The sequence below is a fragment of the Mycobacterium sp. ENV421 genome, from assembly GCF_002887815.1.
Classification (GTDB): Bacteria; Actinomycetota; Actinomycetes; order Mycobacteriales; family Mycobacteriaceae; genus Mycobacterium.
In genome coordinates, this window is record NZ_PDHO01000018.1 from 68,951 (window position 1) to 87,283 (window position 18,333).

Here is an 18,333-nt window from a genome sequence, read left to right on the forward strand (position 1 = left end):
CGCTACTACTTCTTCTTCGTCTTCTTGGTCGCGGTCTTCTCTGCCTCGGTCTTCTGGGGCTTGACTTTCGCACGTCCGGACTTCGACAGGCGCCACTCCGGTGGGAACTTGCTGTCGTTGTCCTTCACCGCGCCCGCGAGACCTGAGTCGAGTCCGGCGTGCATGTCGAACTCGTCCTCGTCGCGTGCGGCCGCGCCGCCGAGCGACTCGAACGTGCTGCCGAGCAGGCTGCCCAAGTACTCGCCCTGGAACTGCTTGAACACCTCGAAGAACATCTTCTGCTGAAAAACGGTGTCGGTGGGCCGGTTTCGCGCGCAGGCCAGTGCATACCGACTGACCTCGTCTTCGAGTTCGTCCCGCGACACCACGCTGTTGAGGAAGTTGCACTCGTACATCTCGGCGGCGGTGAACGGCCGGCCGGTGTACACCATCTCCTGGAACTTGCGGATGCCCATCATCTGGGTCCACCACCACATCCGGGGACCCCAGCCGTAGTAGCGGAACGACGGATGGCCGAACAATGCGTCGTCGCTGGAGATCACCAGGTCAGCATCGGCGGCCTGGTAGAAGTGCCAGCCGTAGCAATATCCCTTGACTTCGAGGATCGAGATCTTCTTGAAGTCCTGCAGTGTGCGGATACCCGACTGCGGGCTGGCGTACCAGGCACCGACCGAGGCGCCGCGGCGATACGTTCCCTGCGGCGGGTATTCGACCGTGCCGGGCGGGATCCGGAACTCCCGGAGCCGGGGGCCGGTGTCCTCGTCGTTCTGCAACTCCATGAACTCGGGGAGGTCGGCACCGCTGCCGAGATCCTCCCCCACGCCCCGGATGACGACGACCTTGACCTGGTCGTCCACTCCGGCCTGGTACAGCAGGTCCGAATAGCGCAGGCGCGCCGCGGCGGTCGGCGCATTGAGGTACTCGGGACGGTTGAAGGTGATCGTCGCGATCTTGGTCTTCGGGTCCTTGTCGTAGAGGATGATCTCCTCGGCCGACGGGCGTTTCGTCTCAGCCATTGCTCGTAGCGACGCTCGCCGCGGCGGTCCACGCCGGACTAGACGTCAGTACCTCGCACCCGTCAGCGGTGATCAAGACGGCGTCGCGGGTGATCACCGAGCCGACCGACTCCTCCCAGACGTGGGCGGCGACGGCAAGCACCATCCCTTCCTCCAACAGTTCAGCCTCGGCGGTGGCCCGCAGCTGCGGCGAGACGACCGGCGGGTCGAAGCCCAAGCCGAGGCCGTGCGCCACCGGCATGACCGGTAGTCGCTCACCGGCGCGAGCGTAGGCATCCAACAATGCGCTCGTCGCCATGCCGGGTCGGCACGCCTCGACTAAACTGTCCCACAGTGCATCTCGGCGCCGGTAGAGCGCGCGCACGGCCTCGGTCGGCTCGCCGACATAGAGTGTGCGGGCCACCTCGGCGACATAACCGTCGGCCAGCACCCCGGCCGACAACACCACCAGGTCGCCCTCGCGGATCGCATCACCGCCCTCGGCGCGCCGCCACGGATGCTCCTTCGACGTCACCCAGGCGGCGTCTTGGGTGGCCGGGGTGCTCACTCCACCGGCGGCCTCAGCCTCCAACACCACAGCGGTGATGGCCTTCGTGGTGGTCCCCGCTCCGAGAGCCGCCGCACCCGTGGCCAGACCCTCCTCGGCGATCGCCAGCGCGTGCCGCAATACCTGCAGTTCCTCGGGAGTCTTGACGCGGCGGGCAGCCTGCATGGCCTGCTCGGCGTCCACCAGCTCCGCGTTCGGGAACGCCATCGGCAGCAGTTTGGCGAAAGTGGGTGTCAGGGCATCTGTCCCGACTCGACGCGCGGTGTCGGCGCCCTTGATGTTCTTCAGTATCTCGACCAATGTCATCGGGTTCCATGCGAACCCATACAGATTCTCGTGCGGGATCTCCTCGGGAATGCCCTCATCCCACGTGCTGTTGAGATGGATCTCGCCGGTGGCGCGTACAAATTCGCAGATCGGACCGAACGGGCGAGTGCCAACCACCCACAGCTGCGGGGCTCCGGAAATATAGCGGACATTGGCCTGACGACCGAGCACGAGCACGTCGAGGTCGTGGGCCTCCATCTGGGCCAGTGCACGCTCACGACGGCTGAGCCGCAGAGCCCGGGCATCAGCCTCGATTTCAGTTCCCATTGGGTACCTCGTACGGGTCGTATGGATAGGCGGTCAGCGGCATCCAGCCATCATCGGTAACCACGACGATCTCCTCGCCGCGGTAGCCGCCGGTGCCGTCCTCCCACACCACCGGCTCGAACACCAACAACATTCCGGCCGGAAAGACGAAGTTGTCGTCCCACTCCTGACCGAGATCAGTTCCGATCATGGGCATTTCGGCCGCACTCGTTCCGATACCATGACCGAGGTAGAAATGCGGCAGCCACGGCTTCTCCCCGCCGGCAGCGGCGATCGCCGCACGTCCGAGGTCACCACACGTGGCGCCGGCCTTGGTCACCCCCAGCACCCCGTCGACAATTCGACTCCATCTCTCGAACTGGTGCTGCTGAGCCCGGGTCGGCTCCTGACCGACGATCCAGGTGCGCCCGTGGTCGGAGCAGTAGCCGTGGTAGGAGATGGACACGTCGGTCCACAACACGTCGCCTTGTGCCAATTCGCGCTCGGTCGTCAACAGCGGCAGGGCGAGATCGCCGGTCGTGGTCCAGGTTCCCTGCGCCTTCGATGTGGGCATGACCTGCCAGATCGAGTCGAACATGTTCGTGGTCGCGCCGAGTTCGAAAGTGCGACGGACGAATTCGGCAGACAGGTCGATCTGACGAGCGCCGGGTGCCAGCGACTTCGCAATCTCGGCGACCGCCAGTTCGGTGATCTGACAGGCACGCCGGATGCAGGCTATCTGGTCGATGGTCTTGACGAGTTTCGCCGCACCGACCACAGGGGCCGCGTCCACCGGCGCGCTGGGGAACAGCGCCCCGCCCGCTCGTCGCATCGCCCCGGTCAATTCATCGGTCGCGACCGTCGCACCCGCCGGGACCAATCCGGCGAGGATCTTCGCGAATTCCGCTACCCCTTCGTCGAATTCGAGGTAGATCGGCCCATGCAGATGGTCATCAGGCAGGCCTGACTCCATCGCCGCCCCCTCGCGGAACGGCAGGAACAGATGCGGGTGCTCGTCGTCGGCCAGGACCACCGCCACCGGCCGTTCGACATGCGACAACCCGGCGTCCGCCAGCGGCCAGCTGATACCGGTCGCGTAGATGACGTTGCCGTTGCCCAGTAGCACCAGGGCGTCCACGCCCTGATCGGCCATCGCGGCATGCAGCCGCGCGCCGACTTCGCTGCGCATCCGGTTGAAGTCGGGTTCCTGCGGAATGTCCAGCGACGCATACCCGGTCCGGGCGATCTGGACGACGCCGGACTGGGTCGATGTCGTCATCAGCTCCATGATTCGCTCGCACGCTCGCTCATGCGATCCCCAGGAACTTCTGCACGTTGGTGCTGACTATCTTCACTGCGGCCTCGGGACCCACCGTCTCCACCACCGATGCCAGCGACTTCTCCGAGTAGCCGAAGGTGCTCTCGTTGTGCGGATAGTCCGACGACCACATCACGTTATCGACGCCGATCTGATCGATCAGTTGCAGCCCCAGCGGGTCGACCATGAACGACGCGCTCATGTGTTTGGACCAGTAGTCGCGCACTGGGTGCTCCAGCTCGTGATTGAACATGTGTCGATAGGAGGCCAGCATGTGCTCGGCGTCCTGCAACGCGGTGGGCACCCAGGCGATGCCCCCCTCGAACCAGCCGACCTTCAGGCTGGGATGCCGGTCGAGGATTCCGGAGAACACGTACTTGGCGAACTGCTCGCGAAACGAGTCGACGTTGACCATCATGCCGACCACCACGCTGTTGTTCTGGCACGGAGTCTTCGGCGGCGTCTCGCCGATGTGGTGGCTGACGGGTACGCCCGATGCTTCGATCTCGTCCCACACGGCGTCCATGTCGGTGCTGCCGTAGTCGTAGATGTTGCCGTCGTCATCCTTGCCGGGGTTCAGCGGAAGCAGGAACGTCTTGAGCCCCAGCGCTTTCAGCTCCTCCAGGGTGCTGCGCGTGCCTTTCGGGTCCCACCAGTTAATCAGCCCGACGCCGTAGAAGTGGCCGTTGGAGCGCTCCTGCAGATCTGCGATGTGCTCGTTGTAGATCCGGAACACCCGCTCCCGCAACGACTTGTCCGGGTAATGAAACAAGGCGAGTACAGCGTTCGGAAAGGCGAGTTCGGTGTCGATGCCGTCCTCTTTGAGCTCGCGGATGCGGGCCTCGATATTGTTCGACGCCGCGCCGGCGAGGTCGTCGTACTGCATCAGCACCCGGCCGAAGTCACCACCGGTCCATGCCTTGCCCTTCATGCCGACCATGTAGGCGCCGTCCTCGTACCAGATGCGCGGGGCAGAACCTTTGAGTTCCTCGGGAAAGCGGTCGTAGAAGATGTCGTCGGCCACCGAGATGTGGTTGTCGGCCGAGAAGATCTCGGTACCGGCCGGAAGTCCCACGACCCCGCCGGTGGAATGGCCGTGGCGGTTCTTCGGCGCACCGAAACCTTCCGGCGGATACAGCGTGGCTTTTGCGCTGGTCATTCTGGTCTCCATTCGGGGCTGTGGAACGTGTATTCGGTGGCTACCAGGTAACGGGGACTTCGTAGACCCCGTAGGCGAGGTGGTCTTCCGCGAACGGCACCTCTTCGAACGGGATCGCCAATGTCATGTTGGGTATGCGGCGCAGGACTGTGGGGAACACGATCTGCATCTCGGCACGGGCCAGCTGCTGGCCGACACATTGGTGCCTGCCGTAGCCGAATCCCAACTGCTGGCTGGCATCACGAGTCAGGTCCAGCGTGCCCGGGTCGGGGTACATGGCGGGATCCCAGTTGGCCGGGGCCAGATCGAGGATCACGCCCTCGCCGGCCTTGATGGTCTCGTCGCCGATCTCGATGTCCTCGAGGGCCACCCGGCGCTGGCCGGTCTGGATGATCGACAGATACCTCATCAATTCCTCGACGGCATTCGCGATGAACTTCGGATCGTCCGAATCACGAAGCAACGCTGCCTGTTCGGGGTTCTCCAGCAGCGCGAGGAGGCCGAGCCCGATCATGTTGGCCGTGGTCTCGTGCCCGGCGATGAGCAATCCGGTGCCCAGCTGCGCGGCTTCCTTGACGTCGATCTCGCCGGCTGTGACACGTTCGGCGAGGTCGGAGATGGCGTCCTCGGCGGGCTCTTCCTGCTTCTTGCGCACCAGGTTGATGAGGTACTGGTGCAGACTCATTGCGCCCTTTTGCATGGCGTCGGCCGCGGCGTAGCGGGCCAGGCCGGCGTTGGCGTGCTCCTGGAAGAACTCGTGGTCCTCATAGGGCACGCCGAGCATGTCGCTGATGACTCGGGTCGGCACCGGCAGGGCGAGCTTGGCGACCAAATCGGCGGGCTGTGGTCCGGCCAGGATCTCGTCGATACATTCATCGGTGACCTGCTGGATGACTTCGCGCAACGTCTCCACCCGGCGGAAGGTGAACGGCTTGGACAGCATTCGCCGGAACCGGGTGTGCTCCTCGGCGTCGGATGTGAACACCGAGCGCGGCCTCTTGTCGACCGTGGCACGCATGTGTTCGTTCCAATGCGGGAAGCCCGGGTTTCGGTCGTCGACGCTGATCCGAGAATCGGCGAACAGCGTTCGAGCGGCTTCGTAGCCGGTCACCAGCCACGGGGTGCTCCCGTCCCAGATCCGCACCCGCGACAGCGGCTTGGTCTCGTTCATCGTGAGCAGCCCAGGCGGCGGAGCGAACGGGCAGCGCGCCTCACGTGCCATCGGATACTCCGGGGCGGTTGCCGCCTCGGTCGGGTCAGACGTCAATGTGTCCGACATGCCTCACTCCTCGACGTAGATGGCCTGTGCGGGACAGGCCGCGGCCGCCCGGCGTGCGTTGTCTTCCTGGTCGGCAGGCGGATTGGTTTCGAGCAACACCACGACACCGTCGGAGTCGCGCTGATCGAAGACCTCGGCCGCGTTGAGCACGCATTGGCCGGAGGAAACACACTTGTCCTGGTCGACGGTGACCTTCATCGCGGTACTAACCTTGTCGTGTCACGGGGGCCAGCCACAGACCGACGATCGCGTCGACCAGTCCGGAAGCGGCTGTGCGCCAATTGGTCAGAGGCAGGGCTGAACCCTCGGCGAGGGCACGTTCGTATTCCGCACAGGTATGGATCAGCAGGTTGCGGCCCATGATCTTGCGCTCGACGCGGACATGAGCCGGCAGGTCCGGCAGGCAGCGATTGATGCCCTCGAGCACCGTGATCAGAGCGGGCAACGTGAGCGCGTCGCGACTGACGGTCTGCTGGTAGGCCGGGTCAGCCATCACCTGTGCGGCGAATCGGGCATACCAGGTGGGGTTGCCCAGCTCCGTCAGGTGATCGGTCAGCGGTAGCACCAGGCATTCCACCCAGTCCCGGAGCTCCGTGCTGTCGGCCATCGCCGCAACCCGTTGCTCGCGAAGCCGTTCCACCGGTATGGCGTGCTTGTGCTCGATCGCGCGGACCAGGTCGGTCTTGGTGCCGAAGTGGTAGCCGACGGCCGCATTGTTGCCCTGCCCGGCCGCTTCACTGACCTGACGGTTGGACACCGCGAAGACGCCGTGCTCGGCAAACAGCCGCTCGGCGGCGGTGAGAATCGCTTCGCGGGTCAGGCTCGCCCGATCGGTGCGGGTGCTCCCGGAAGGGGTGGTGGCGGTGGTCATCGCAGCCCAGTCAACGCCGCGAGCGTGATTAAGTCAAGCGATTGATTTAAGAATCTGCCGGCTTTTTCTTCTTCGGCACCGGCTTGCCCGCCGCGGTTCCCCCGTCGACCGGCAGAACAGTGCCGGTGACGTACGGCGAGCGGTCGCCTGCGAAGTACAGGATCGCTTCGGCCACGTCCTCGGCGGTTCCCTCCCGCTCCAGCGGCCGGTCGGCGCGCATGGTCGCGCGAATGCCCGCTTCGAACTTCGCCACCTGCTCGGGATCCATGCCGTGCGCGGACTTCGACACGATGGCCGTCCGAATGTGGCCGGGCGCAAGGCAGTTCACCCGGATCTCATGGTTGGCCAGTTCGATCGCGGCGCACTTGGTGAAGTGGATGACCGCGGCCTTGGACGCCCGATAGGTCATCACACCGCCGCCGGCCTGCATTCCGCCGATCGAGGTCAGGTTGATGATCGAGCCGCCGCGTTCTGTCATGTGCCGGGCGGCATCCCGGGTTCCCGCCATCACGGCTTTGACGTTGACGGCCATCACCTGCTCGAAATCCTCGAGGCCGTCGTCCAGGAAACTCCGGTGCATCTTTCCGGAGACGCCGGCGTTGTTCACCATTACGTCGAGGGCACCGAACTTCTCGACCGCAGTATCGATGAGGCGGGTGAGCTGCTCGGTGACGGCGACGTCGGTCGGTACAAACAGCGCTTTCTCCCCGTGCCGCGCGGCCAGCGCCTGCCCCTGTTCGGCGTCGATGTCGCCGAACACGACGATCGCGCCCTCACCGAGAAATCGCTCGACGATGGCGGCCCCGAGCCCCGACGCACCGCCGGTCACGACCGCGACCTTGCCTGCCAATTCGTTGCCCATGACGGCCCAATCCCTCTCGTCCGCACGCCGATCCGGTGCGCGTTCGCAGTCAACTCGCAGTCCGCGTGGTAAGTCAAGCGCGTGATTTAAATGGCCCGATCTCGCCGAGATCGACGCACACTGGAAGCTCGCAACCAGTCTCGAGCCAGGAGGGCACCACGAAAGTCGATGTCACGTTGCGCCAGTTGAGGTACTTCGCGGTCCTTGGCACCGAGCTGAACTATCGGCGCGCCGCCGACAAGCTGTTCATCACCCAGCCGGCGTTGTCGACGGCGATCAAGCAACTCGAGCTCCACTTCGGTGTCGCGTTGTTCACCCGCAACACCCGCGAGGTCGCGTTGACGGATTTGGGCGCGGCGTGGCTCCCCCAGGTGCAGCAGGCGCTCAGCGGTGTTGACGCCGTCGTCGCCAACCTGGTGACGATGTCGGGAACACAGCAGGGCGTCTTGCGACTCGGATACCTGATCGGCACCGGAGCAGATCTGTTGTTCCGCATCGTTCGACACTTCGAGGCGGCGCACCCGGGCGTGGTCGTCGAACCCAGCGAGTACGACTTCGCCGACCCCACCGCGGGTCTCGGCGACGGAAGCACAGAGGTCGCGCTGATCCGGCCGCCGGTGGATCTGCCCGATCACCGGATGCTTCTACTGGACGCCGAAAGCTGGGTGGCGTGCCTGCCCCGGGATCACCGGCTGGCCACCCGCCCCGAGGTCGACATCACCGACCTGCTCGACGAACCGATCGTGTGCGCCCCGATGACCGCCGGCGTCTGGCGCGACTACTGGCTGGCGATGGACGTGCGCGGCAACCGCCCGCCGTCCATTGCCGGCATCGCCGCAACGTACGAAGCCGAGACCACGATGATCGCCCGGGGCCTCGGGATCAGCTTCACGACATCCTCGGTGGCGCATTTCTACGACCGGCCCGGAATTGTTTACGTGCCGATCACCGGGCGCCCGCCCAGCTACACCGCGCTCGCGTGGCACCCTGCGCGACTGTCTCCGCAGGCAGCGGCGCTGGTCTCGCATGTTCAGGAGCACTGGAACTTCGGCGAGGAACCCGCTGATAAATCACGTTTATAAGTCCATTGAAATGTGGAACTTCCGAAACCGTTCACGGCGCGTTTTCCTGGCTTCAGTTGTTCTATGAGCCGCCCTGACCTGGAGTGACCATGACCGATGCGCTGACCCCCTCCACTCATTCACCGTTACCGCCCCCAGCCCGTCCGGGCGAAAGCGAGGACGCCCGGCTCGCCGAGTTCGGCTACCAGCAGCGACTTGACCGGTCGGTGGGCTCCCTTGCCTCGTTCGCCATCGGATTCGCCACCATCAGTGCCACGACCGCGGTCTTCACCGGATTCGGCGCCGGCTATTTCACCGCCGGCGGCCCGTTCGTGTGGACGCTGCTGCTGGCCGGAGTCGTCTTCTCGCTGTGGGCCTTCATCGCGGCCGACCTGACAGCCAAGATTCCGCTGGCGGGTTACGCCTACCAGTGGACCAGCCGGATCAACGGCCCCAGCCTCGGCTGGTTCACCGGGTTCGTCGCCCTGCTCGGCTGGATCAGTGGCATGACAGGCGTCGGCTTCATCTTGTCGGGCTACCTCGGCGGCCTGTTCGGCTGGAACATGACGCAGAGCGAGCAGATCCTCGTCGCCATCGGCGTGGTGTTCCTCTGCGTGCTCATCAACATCTACGGCGTGCGCTTCGCCACCATGGTCAACAACATCGGCGTGAGCCTGGAGCTGATCGTCACCGTCGGCGCGACACTGTTGGTGGCGATCATCGCGTTGTCCGCCCCCGACCACCACCAACCCATCTCGGCACTGTTCACCGGCGGTGAATCCGGCGACAAGGACTCCTACGCGGTGGCCTGGCTGGCCGCCGCACTCGGCCCGTTCTTCGGCCTGATCGGCGTGGAGTCCGGCGCCGACGTCGCCGAAGAGACCAAGAACGCCCGCCACGTGGTCCCGCGCACCATGTTCTACGCACTGGTCACCTCGATCGTGATCGAACTGCTGATGTACGTCGTCTACGTGCTGGCGATCCGGGACGAAACGGCCGTGCAGGCCAATTCGGCCGCGCCGATCGAGGAGATCATCAACCAGCAAGCCGGGCCGGTCGTCACCAAAATCGTTGTCGCCGTTGCGCTCACCAACATCCTGGCTTGCTTGCTGTCCAACATCCTGGTGGCCACCCGGCTGACCTACTCGATGGCGCGGGACAACATGCTGCCGGCCTCCCACCTGTGGCGTCATGTCTCGGCCAAGAGCAAGACCCCCACGTATGCGGTCATCGGTCTCGGGTGCCTGTCCACCGTGTTGCTGCTATCCGCTTTGGTCAACGAGAAGGCGTTCAACTACATCCTCGGTATCGCCTCACTGTTGTTCTTCTCGGTCTACATCCTGCAGACGATCGGCCTGCTGGTCGGCGTGCGCAAAGGCACCATCCCGCAGGGCGAACCGGGCACCTTCGATCTGGGCCGCTTCCGCGTACCGGTCTACGTCACCGCGCTGGTCGTGTTCCTCGCCGTCGCGGTGGCGCTGATATTCCTGCCACAGTTCGCCGGTAATGGCTGGGTGTTCCTCGGCATCGTCGCGGTCGGCGCCCTGTGGTGGGGCACCGGACTGCGTGGCCGGCTCAGCCGCGGCGAGGCCGGATCAGACTTCGCCCGCACCCACCTGGTCAACGACTAGACCCCGAAAAGGAAGCACCCACATGACAATTCACACCGAATTCGCCACCAGCAATCTGGTCAGCGTCGAGCCCGGCGCCATCCGCGAGGACACCCCACCCGGGTCGGTCATCCAATACAGTGACTACGAGTTGGACTACTCCACCGAATTCGCCGGCGGCGCCGCCTGGATCGAAGGAGAGTACGTGCCGGCTTCGGAGGCCAGGATCTCCATTTTCGACACCGGCTTCGGCCACTCCGATCTCACCTACACCGTCGCGCATGTCTGGCATGGCAACATCTTCCGGCTCGGCGATCACCTGGACCGGCTGCTCGACGGCGCTCGCAAGCTGCGGCTGGACCCCGGGATGACCAAGGAGGAGCTGGCCGACATCACCAAGCGCTGCGTCGCGCTGTCGGGACTTCGAGAGTCGTTCGTCAACCTGACCGTCACCCGCGGCTACGGAAAACGCAAGGGTGAGAAAGACTTGTCCAAACTCAACCATCAGGTCTACATCTACGCGATCCCCTACCTCTGGGCATTTCCGCCCGAGGAACAGATCTTCGGCACCACTGCGATCGTGCCGCGCCACGTCCGGCGAGCCGGCCGCAACACCGTGGATCCGACCATCAAGAACTACCAGTGGGGTGATCTGACCGCGGCCAGCTTCGAGGCCAAGGACCGCGGGGCGCGTACCGCCATCCTGTTGGACGCCGACAACTGTGTGGCCGAGGGGCCGGGCTTCAACGTCGTGATCGTCAAGGACGGCAACCTGTTCTCCCCGTCGCGCAACGCGCTGCCCGGGATCACCCGCAAGACGGTCTTCGAGATCGCCGACGCCATGGGCATCGAAGCGACCTTGTGCGACGTGACCAGCCGCGAACTCTACGATGCCGACGAGCTGATGGCGGTGACCACCGCGGGCGGCGTGACGCCGATCGTCTCACTGGACGGCGAGGCATTCGGCGACGGCCGACCAGGCCCACTGACGGTGGCGATCCGGGATCGCTTCTGGGCGTTGATGGATGAGCCGTCGCCGCTCATCGAAGCCATCGACTACTGACGTGGCGGCCGTCGAGGCCGTCGTCGACCTGGGCGCGATCGCCCACAACGTGCGCGTGGTGGGTGAGCGTGCGCGATCGGGTCTGATGGCAGTTGTCAAAGCCGACGGTTATGGTCACGGCGCCACCCAGGTCGCGCGTGCAGCATTGGCGGCCGGTGCTGCCGAGATCGGAGTTGCCACGGTCGACGAGGCCCTGGCACTGCGCCGCGACGGGGTGTCTGCTCCAATCGTGGCCTGGCTCCACACGCCCACAAGCGATTTCGCCGCCGCGATTGTCGCAGGCGTGGAAGTGGTGGTGTCCTCGGTCGGTCAGTTGTCGGCAGTGGTGGCGGCTGCCGAGTCCGTTGGCGCCGCCGCGACGATCGGGGTGAAGGTCGACACCGGCCTCGGACGCGGCGGCGCCGCGCTGTCGGAGTGGCCGCAGCTGTGCGACGCAATCGCCACATCTGCGGCATCCGGTTCGGTGGTGATGCGGACCGCGATGACACACCTTGCCAGAGGCGATGAACCGGACCACCCGCTGAATACTCGGCAGGCGGTACATCTGGATGACTGCGTGGCAGACCTGCGCCGAGCGGCCACACCCGCGCAGGTGGTGCACGTGTCGAATTCGGCTGCGGCACTGACTCGCCCGGACCTGTCCCGCGATCTGGTCCGCGCCGGAATCGCCATCTACGGGCGCACCCCCGTTCCACAGCTCGGCGATTTCGGTCTCGAACCGGCGATGACGCTGACGGCCGAGATCGCGCTCGTCAAGAAGATCTCGGCAGGACAGGGCGTTTCGTACAACCACACGTGGATCGCGCCGCGCGACACCACGATCGCGGTGGTGGCCTGTGGCTACGCGGATGGTGTCCCTCGGGTGCTGTCGGACGGGTTCGCGGTCATGATCGACGGGCGACGATTCCCCAGTGCGGGACGAGTCTGTATGGACCAGTTCGTCGTCGACCTCGGCCCTGGCGCAACCGGCGTGACCGAGGGTGACCGAGCAGTGCTGTTCGGGTCGGGCATCACCGGCGAGCAGACGGCCGCGGACTGGGCACGCGCCGCGGGCACGATCGACTACGAGATCCTCTCCGGTGTGAGAGGGCGCACCGTGCGGCGCTATCTATCTCGGCCCAGCGTCAGCAGGCAGGCATCCTGATAGCGCTCCATCACCGTTGGAGTCGGCTCGGCCTCATAGACCACGGACCGGACCGACGACCACCTCGGGCAGTCGCCGCCGTTCAGCGTCCACGCTGCCTGACGGGCGGCACCGAGGGCGACGTACTCGGCCGGTTCAGGCACCGCGACCGCCATGGACAGCACGGCCGGTGCGATCCGCCGGACCGCTTCGGAGCGCACCCCGCCGCCGACGATCATCACCCGTTCGGCGCCGACTCCCTGCTCGGCGATCTTGTCCAGACAGAATCGCATCGAGGCGAGTAATCCTTCGACGGCAGCTCGGGCAATGTTGGCCGGCAACAGATTACGACTGGTCACACCGTGCAGCGCACCGGAGGCGGCGGGCAGATTCGGTGAGCGTTCGCCGTCGAAGTAGGGCACCCAGATCAGGCCTTCGGCACCGGCAGGCGCACTGAGCGCCAGGCGGGAGAAGTCCTCGAGGGTCACCCCCAGCATTTCCGCGACCGCGGCCAGAACCGGTGCGCCGTTGAGAGTGCACACCAGCGGTAGATACCGGCCTGTCGCGTCGGCGAAGCCGGCAACCAGCCCGTGTGAGTCACGCGGCGGCGCTTCACTCACGGCGCTGACCACTCCGGAGGTGCCCAACGAGACGACGCAGTCACCGACGCCGGCACCGAGTCCCAATGCGGCGGCGGCGTTGTCCCCGGCGCCAGGCCCCAACACCGCGCCGGTGGCGGTCTGCCCAGCCGGCTCGTGCGGACCCAGGACCCGTGGCAGTGCCGGCCGGCGGCCGCGCATGGCGGTGGTGAGCACATCGTCTCGGTACCCACCGGCCGCCGCCGAGTAGTAGCCGGTGCCGCTGGCGTCACTGCGGTCGGTGCACAACTCACCGATGTCGGTGGTACCGCGCAGTCGCCAGGTCAGCCAATCGTGTGGGAGACACACCGCGGCGGTCGAGTCGGCGTTGCCCGGTTCGTGGTCGGCCAGCCAGCGAAGCTTGGTGACGGTGACCGATGCGACCGGCACGACGCCGATCTGAGCTGCCCACCAGGCAGCTCCGCCCAGTTCTGTCACCAGTTCGGCGGCGGCCGTACCGGAGCGGGTGTCGTTCCACAGCAAGGCGGGCCGCACCACCGCGCCACGCCGGTCGAGGCAGACCAGGCCGTGTTGCTGGCCACCGACCGACACCGCGGCCACGTCGTCGATGCCACCGGCGTCGGCGATGCTGCGCTGGAGGGCATCCCACCAGAGCTCGGGGTCGACCTCGGTGCCCGGGGGGTGCGGGGTGGTCGCCGACCGCACGACCGCACCGGTGGCGGCATCACAGATCAGGACCTTGCACGACTGGGTGGACGAGTCCACGCCGGCAACAAGCGTCATACCTGGGCCCTCATGGGCGATTCGCTGCGCGACACTCCCCTATTCAACCTGGTCACGACCTAGCCGACCAAACAGCTGCGACCACCTAAACGAGCGGGATGAGAACGATGTTCTCTCACTTGGTCAGCAAAGCTCACGCATTCCGCACATGCCATTGACACGTTTTGAACAGAACTGCAATTGTTGCTCCACCGATGGCCCATGGGAGGAACATTCCGGTGACAGTCAGTGCCGCTCGCGATCTTCACTACGACCCCTATGACGTCGACCAGAACATCAATCCGTTTCCGATGTTTGCGCGCCTTCGCGAGGAAGCACCGCTGTACCACAACCCGGATCTCGACTTCTACGCGCTGAGCCGGTTCGACGATGTCAACAAGGCCGTCATCGACCACGAAACATTCATCTCCGGCCGGGGTGCTCTGCTGGAGATCATCAAGTCCGGCATGGAAATTCCGCCAGGCACTTTGATTTTCGAGGATCCGCCGATCCACAACATCCACCGCAATTTGTTGTCGCGAGTGTTCACCCCTCGCAAAGTTGCCGCACTGGAGCCGCAGATCCGCGAATTCACCACCCGGTGCCTGGATCCCCTGATCGGTACCGGCCGGTTCGACTTCGTCAACGACCTCGGCGAGCAGATGCCGATGCGGGTCATCGGCATGCTCCTCGGCATCCCGGAGGACCGCCAGCGGGCGATCACCGATCACGGAGAGGCGACCCTGCAGAAGAAGGAAGTCGATCTCCTGGCCACCGGCGAGGTGTTCGCCGAGTTCATCGACTACCGGCGCGATCACCCGTCGGACGACATCATGACCGATCTGCTCAACGCCGAATTCACCGACGAGACCGGCACAGTTCGGCGGCTGCACCGCGAGGAACTGCTCCTGTACTTGACGGTCATCGCGACCGCCGGGTCCGAGACCACCACCCGGCTGATCGGCTGGGCCGGAAAAACCCTCGCCGAATACCCCGACCAGCGTCGTGAACTCGCCGAGAATCCGGCTTTGATCCCACAGGCGATCGAAGAAATCCTGCGCTGGGAACCGCCCGCTCTTCAGATCGCCCGCTACGTCACCCGCGACGTCGAGTACTACGGCCAGACCGTCCCCGCAGGGTCGGCGATGCTGATGCTGGTTGGCGCGGCCAACCGCGACAATCGTCGGTTCGCACCCGACGGCGACGTGTTCGACATTCACCGTGAGCTTAAGTCGCACATGACTTTTGGGGCCGGCACCCATTTCTGCATGGGCAACGCGCTGGCTCGGATGGAGGGTCGGATCGCGCTCGAAGAGATCCTCAAACGGTTCCCCACCTGGGAAGTCGACTGGGCGGGCGCCCAAAAGTCTCAGACCACGGCGGTCCGAGGCTGGGACGCCATGCCGACGATCGTCCCCTGACATCCATCACCTACGAAGGGACTGAACAACCATGGCAGGACGGGTAGAAGGCAAAGTCGCGTTCGTCACCGGCGCGGCCCGCGGGCAAGGCCGCGCGCACGCCGTGCGGCTGGCATCGGAAGGCGCCGACATCATCGCGGTCGACATCTGCAAGAAGATCGACACCGTCGACCTGATCGCCGCCTCCACGCCGGAGGACCTGGCCGAGACCGCTGATCTGGTCAAGGGCCACAACCGGCAGATCTACACCGCCGAAGTCGACGTCCGCGACTACGACGCGCTCAAGAACGCAGTCGACGCCGGAGTCGACGCCCTCGGCCGCCTCGACATCATCGTGGCGAACGCCGGCATCGGCAACGGCGGCCAGACGCTGGACAAGACCAGCGAGACCGACTGGACCGCGATGATCGACATCAACCTCGGCGGCGTGTGGAAGACGGTGAAAGCCGGTGTGCCGCATATCCTCGAAGGCGGCCGCGGTGGATCGATCATCCTGACCAGCTCCGTCGGCGGACTCAAGGCCTACCCGCACACCGGGCACTACGTCGCCGCCAAGCATGGCGTGGTCGGCCTGATGCGCACGTTCGCCGTCGAGCTGGGAGCGCAGAACATCCGGGTCAACTCGGTACACCCGACGAACGTCAACACCCCTCTGTTCATGAACGAGGGCACGATGAAGTTGTTCCGTCCCGACCTGGAGAACCCGGGTCCGGAGGACATGAAGGTGGTCGGACAGCTCATGCACACCCTACCGATCGGCTGGGTCGAACCCGAAGACATCGCCAACGCGGTGCTGTTCCTGGCCTCCGACGAAGCCCGCTACATCACCGGCGTCACACTGCCCGTCGACGGCGGCAGTTGTTTGAAGTAACCCCCACACCGCCGCAGACCGTCCACACGTTCTGCCGGTACTGCCTTGCCTCGTGCGGTGTCGAGGTCACCGTCGAGGCGGGTCGGGTGGTGAAAATCTCTGCGGACAAACAGAATCCGCACAGTTGGGCCGACTTCTGCGCCAAGGGCCGCACCGCCGCCCAGTTGGTCGAACATCCGCGCCGCATCACCCGTCCGATGCGGCGGGTGGGCGACGGTTACGTCGAGGCGACGTGGGACGATGCCGTCGCCGACATCTCCGCGCGGATGTCGGCGATCATCTCCGCAGGCGGACCGGATGCCGTCGCCACCTACACCGGCAATCCGTCCGGCTTCTCGTCGTCGAACCTGTTGTTCATGACCGGCTGGCTGGACGCCATCGGTAGCCAGAACCGCTACTACGTCGGCTCGGTCGATCAGAACGCGTTGCATGTCGTGGCGCAGGCCATGTATGGGTCGCAACTGTTCGTTCCCGTCTCCGATGTCGACAACTGCGACTTCTTCCTAATGGTGGGCGCCAATCCCGCTGTGAGCGCCTGGAATTGGGTGGAGACGGTGCCGGGCGGCTGGAAACGGGCGCTGGCACGGCAGCGGCAGGGCGCCAGGATCGTGGTGGTGGACCCGGTCCGCACCGAGAGCGCTGAGAAGGCTGACACTCATCTGGCTGTCCGCCCCGGCCAGGACTGGGCGCTGCTACTCGCCATGGTGAAGGTGATCCTCGACGATGGCCTCGAGCACCGTGGCGACTGCCGCGACCTCGCCATGGGGATGGCCGCACTGCGCGCGCTGGCCGCCGACGCCGACCTCGACGAGCTGGCTACGCGCTGCGGTATCCCCCGCGCCGAGATCGAAACGTTGGCACGAGATTTCGCCGCCGCGCCGGGCGCCATGGCGATCACCCGCACCGGGGTGTCACTCCATGTGTCCGGGACCATCGGCGAGTGGCTGGGGCATGTCCTCAACGTCATCACCGGGCGGATGGACCGGCCGGGTGGGCGGCGCTTCGAGCGTGGCTACGTCGACGCACTGAAGTTGGCGGCGTTCGCCAAGCCGGTGGACCACCTCAGCCGGGTGCAGGGCCGGCCCATGGTGGCCGGTCATCACGGACTCGACGAATTGCCCGGCGAAATCACCACTTCCGGGGCGGGGCAGATCCGCGCGATGGTGATCAATGCGGGCAACCCCGTTATCTCCGGACCGGACGGCGCGCGCCTGGATGCCGCGCTGGAGCAGCTTGATTTGTTGGTCGTGATCGACTTCCTGCAGCGCGAAAGCCACCGGCACGCGCACTGGCTGCTGCCGGCGGCGCACTGGCTGGAGCGGGACGATCTGCTGGCCCTCACCAGCGGCCTGCACGACGAGCCCTACGTCCACTACGGGCGGCGGGCCGTCGACCCACCAGATGACGCTCGCGAGGAGTGGCGGTTCTTCCTCGATCTCACGCTGGCGATGAAACGGCCCTTTCTCGGGATCCGGGGTGTGAACGGGTTCGTGAAAGCGACGCGGGCGCTGGCGAGGGTGACCCGCAGGCCGTCACTGGCATTCGGGCCGCACTGGATCGACCGGATGATCATCGCATCGAGTCGCGGGATCAGCTGGCGCGCCGTGATGGCGCATCCGCACGGCTGGGTGTTCGGCAAGCGCGAATTCGGCCACCTGAGAAAGGCGTTGCGCACCGAGGACAAGAAGATTCACGTTGCGCCCGCAGAGTTCGTGGCACGCACCCACGAACTGCTTACCGAACCGCATCCGGTGGCACCGGCCGGGCGTCCGTTCCAGCTGGCGAACAGCCGGCGCCGGCACTCGATGAACTCGTGGCTCAACGACATTGACGGCCTGCACCCGTCGGGCAAGGACAACCACGCGGTGATCAACCCGGACGATGCGGCCGCGCTGGGCGTCGCGGACGGGGACCGGGTCCGGGTGTTCTCCGACATCGGTTCGATCGAACTCACCGCCGTGCTCAGCGATAAGCCCCGACCCGGCGTCGTGATCGTCGACCACGGCTGGGGCTCGCGGGTGTTCGACCCGCGCGGCGGTGCCGAGCCGATATCGTTCGGCGTCAACCGCAACCTGCTCGTCGACGGCTCCCCCGTCGACCCGCTGTCGCAGACGCCGGCATTGAGCTCGGCGTTTGTGGGGATCGAGCGAGTCCGGCCCTAACCCTTTCTCTTCCTCGCCCAAACCGACGTTTCGCCG

Annotated in this window: 16 protein-coding genes; 7 read left to right on the forward strand and 9 right to left on the reverse strand. The window is 65.6% G+C overall.

What is annotated here, in order from left to right:
- Positions 1-5 precede the first annotated feature (5 nt).
- The 8 genes from CRM90_RS20005 to CRM90_RS20040 are packed head-to-tail and all read right to left on the reverse strand — an operon-like array spanning position 6 to position 7,625.
- Positions 6-1,016 carry an enoyl-CoA hydratase/isomerase family protein gene (locus CRM90_RS20005; protein ID WP_102808680.1) on the reverse strand — a complete coding sequence of 337 codons (1,011 nt, stop codon included), beginning with the start codon at positions 1,014-1,016 and terminating at the stop codon, positions 6-8.
- On the reverse strand, positions 1,009-2,157 hold the full coding sequence (locus tag CRM90_RS20010; RefSeq protein WP_102808681.1) for a M24 family metallopeptidase: 1,149 nt from the start codon (positions 2,155-2,157) through the stop codon (positions 1,009-1,011). Before CRM90_RS20010 ends, CRM90_RS20005 begins: the two co-directional genes overlap by 8 nt.
- Positions 2,147-3,415, reverse strand: a complete 1,269-nt coding sequence (locus CRM90_RS20015) for a M24 family metallopeptidase (protein ID WP_199189967.1) — start codon at positions 3,413-3,415, stop codon at positions 2,147-2,149. Before CRM90_RS20015 ends, CRM90_RS20010 begins: the two co-directional genes overlap by 11 nt.
- A 28-nt stretch (positions 3,416-3,443) precedes the next feature.
- On the reverse strand, positions 3,444-4,613 hold the full coding sequence (locus tag CRM90_RS20020) for an amidohydrolase family protein (RefSeq protein WP_102808683.1): 1,170 nt from the start codon (positions 4,611-4,613) through the stop codon (positions 3,444-3,446).
- 40 nt (positions 4,614-4,653) lie between these two features.
- The gene (locus CRM90_RS20025; RefSeq protein ID WP_102808684.1) at positions 4,654-5,892 is read right to left on the reverse strand and encodes a cytochrome P450; all 1,239 of its coding nucleotides are present in this window, start codon (positions 5,890-5,892) and stop codon (positions 4,654-4,656) included.
- A 3-nt stretch (positions 5,893-5,895) separates the two neighbouring features.
- Positions 5,896-6,090, reverse strand: coding sequence for a ferredoxin (locus tag CRM90_RS20030; RefSeq protein WP_047331619.1), 195 nt, complete (start codon positions 6,088-6,090; stop codon positions 5,896-5,898).
- 7 nt (positions 6,091-6,097) lie between these two features.
- Entirely contained in the window at positions 6,098-6,763 is a 666-nt protein-coding gene (locus CRM90_RS20035; protein ID WP_036344187.1) for a TetR/AcrR family transcriptional regulator, read from the reverse strand.
- 46 nt (positions 6,764-6,809) lie between these two features.
- Positions 6,810-7,625: an SDR family NAD(P)-dependent oxidoreductase gene (locus tag CRM90_RS20040; RefSeq protein ID WP_102808685.1), complete on the reverse strand. Its 816-nt coding sequence runs from the start codon at positions 7,623-7,625 to the stop codon at positions 6,810-6,812.
- Positions 7,626-7,810: 185 nt separating this feature from the next.
- Here CRM90_RS20040 and CRM90_RS20045 point away from each other — a divergent pair, with 185 nt between their 5' ends.
- From CRM90_RS20045 to alr, 4 genes are all read left to right on the forward strand, one after another.
- Positions 7,811-8,707 carry a LysR family transcriptional regulator gene (locus tag CRM90_RS20045; RefSeq protein WP_102808686.1) on the forward strand — a complete coding sequence of 299 codons (897 nt, stop codon included), beginning with the start codon at positions 7,811-7,813 and terminating at the stop codon, positions 8,705-8,707.
- Positions 8,708-8,796: 89 nt separating this feature from the next.
- Positions 8,797-10,317 (forward strand): APC family permease, encoded by a 1,521-nt coding sequence (locus CRM90_RS20050; protein WP_102808717.1) that lies wholly within the window; start codon positions 8,797-8,799, stop codon positions 10,315-10,317.
- Between the two features lie 22 nt (positions 10,318-10,339).
- Entirely contained in the window at positions 10,340-11,359 is a 1,020-nt protein-coding gene (locus CRM90_RS20055; protein ID WP_102808687.1) for an aminotransferase class IV, read from the forward strand.
- Positions 11,322-12,503 carry an alanine racemase gene (gene alr, locus CRM90_RS20060; protein WP_102808688.1) on the forward strand — a complete coding sequence of 394 codons (1,182 nt, stop codon included), beginning with the start codon at positions 11,322-11,324 and terminating at the stop codon, positions 12,501-12,503. Before CRM90_RS20055 ends, alr begins: the two co-directional genes overlap by 38 nt.
- Here the strand turns inward: alr and CRM90_RS20065 are convergent.
- Positions 12,464-13,864: a xylulokinase gene (locus tag CRM90_RS20065; RefSeq protein WP_102808689.1), complete on the reverse strand. Its 1,401-nt coding sequence runs from the start codon at positions 13,862-13,864 to the stop codon at positions 12,464-12,466. The genes alr and CRM90_RS20065 overlap by 40 nt on opposite strands.
- A gap of 194 nt (positions 13,865-14,058) precedes the next feature.
- Here CRM90_RS20065 and CRM90_RS20070 point away from each other — a divergent pair, with 194 nt between their 5' ends.
- From CRM90_RS20070 to CRM90_RS20080, 3 genes are read left to right on the forward strand one after another with little or no spacing between them, the layout of a single operon-like run.
- A complete protein-coding gene (locus tag CRM90_RS20070; RefSeq protein ID WP_102808690.1) occupies positions 14,059-15,264 on the forward strand; it encodes a cytochrome P450 in 1,206 nt (401 codons plus the stop codon).
- A gap of 31 nt (positions 15,265-15,295) precedes the next feature.
- On the forward strand, positions 15,296-16,135 hold the full coding sequence (locus CRM90_RS20075; RefSeq protein WP_036344180.1) for a mycofactocin-coupled SDR family oxidoreductase: 840 nt from the start codon (positions 15,296-15,298) through the stop codon (positions 16,133-16,135).
- On the forward strand, positions 16,123-18,297 hold the full coding sequence (locus CRM90_RS20080; protein ID WP_102808691.1) for a molybdopterin-containing oxidoreductase family protein: 2,175 nt from the start codon (positions 16,123-16,125) through the stop codon (positions 18,295-18,297). The genes CRM90_RS20075 and CRM90_RS20080 overlap by 13 nt, the downstream gene beginning before the upstream one ends.
- The last annotated feature ends 36 nt before the right edge of the window (positions 18,298-18,333 follow it).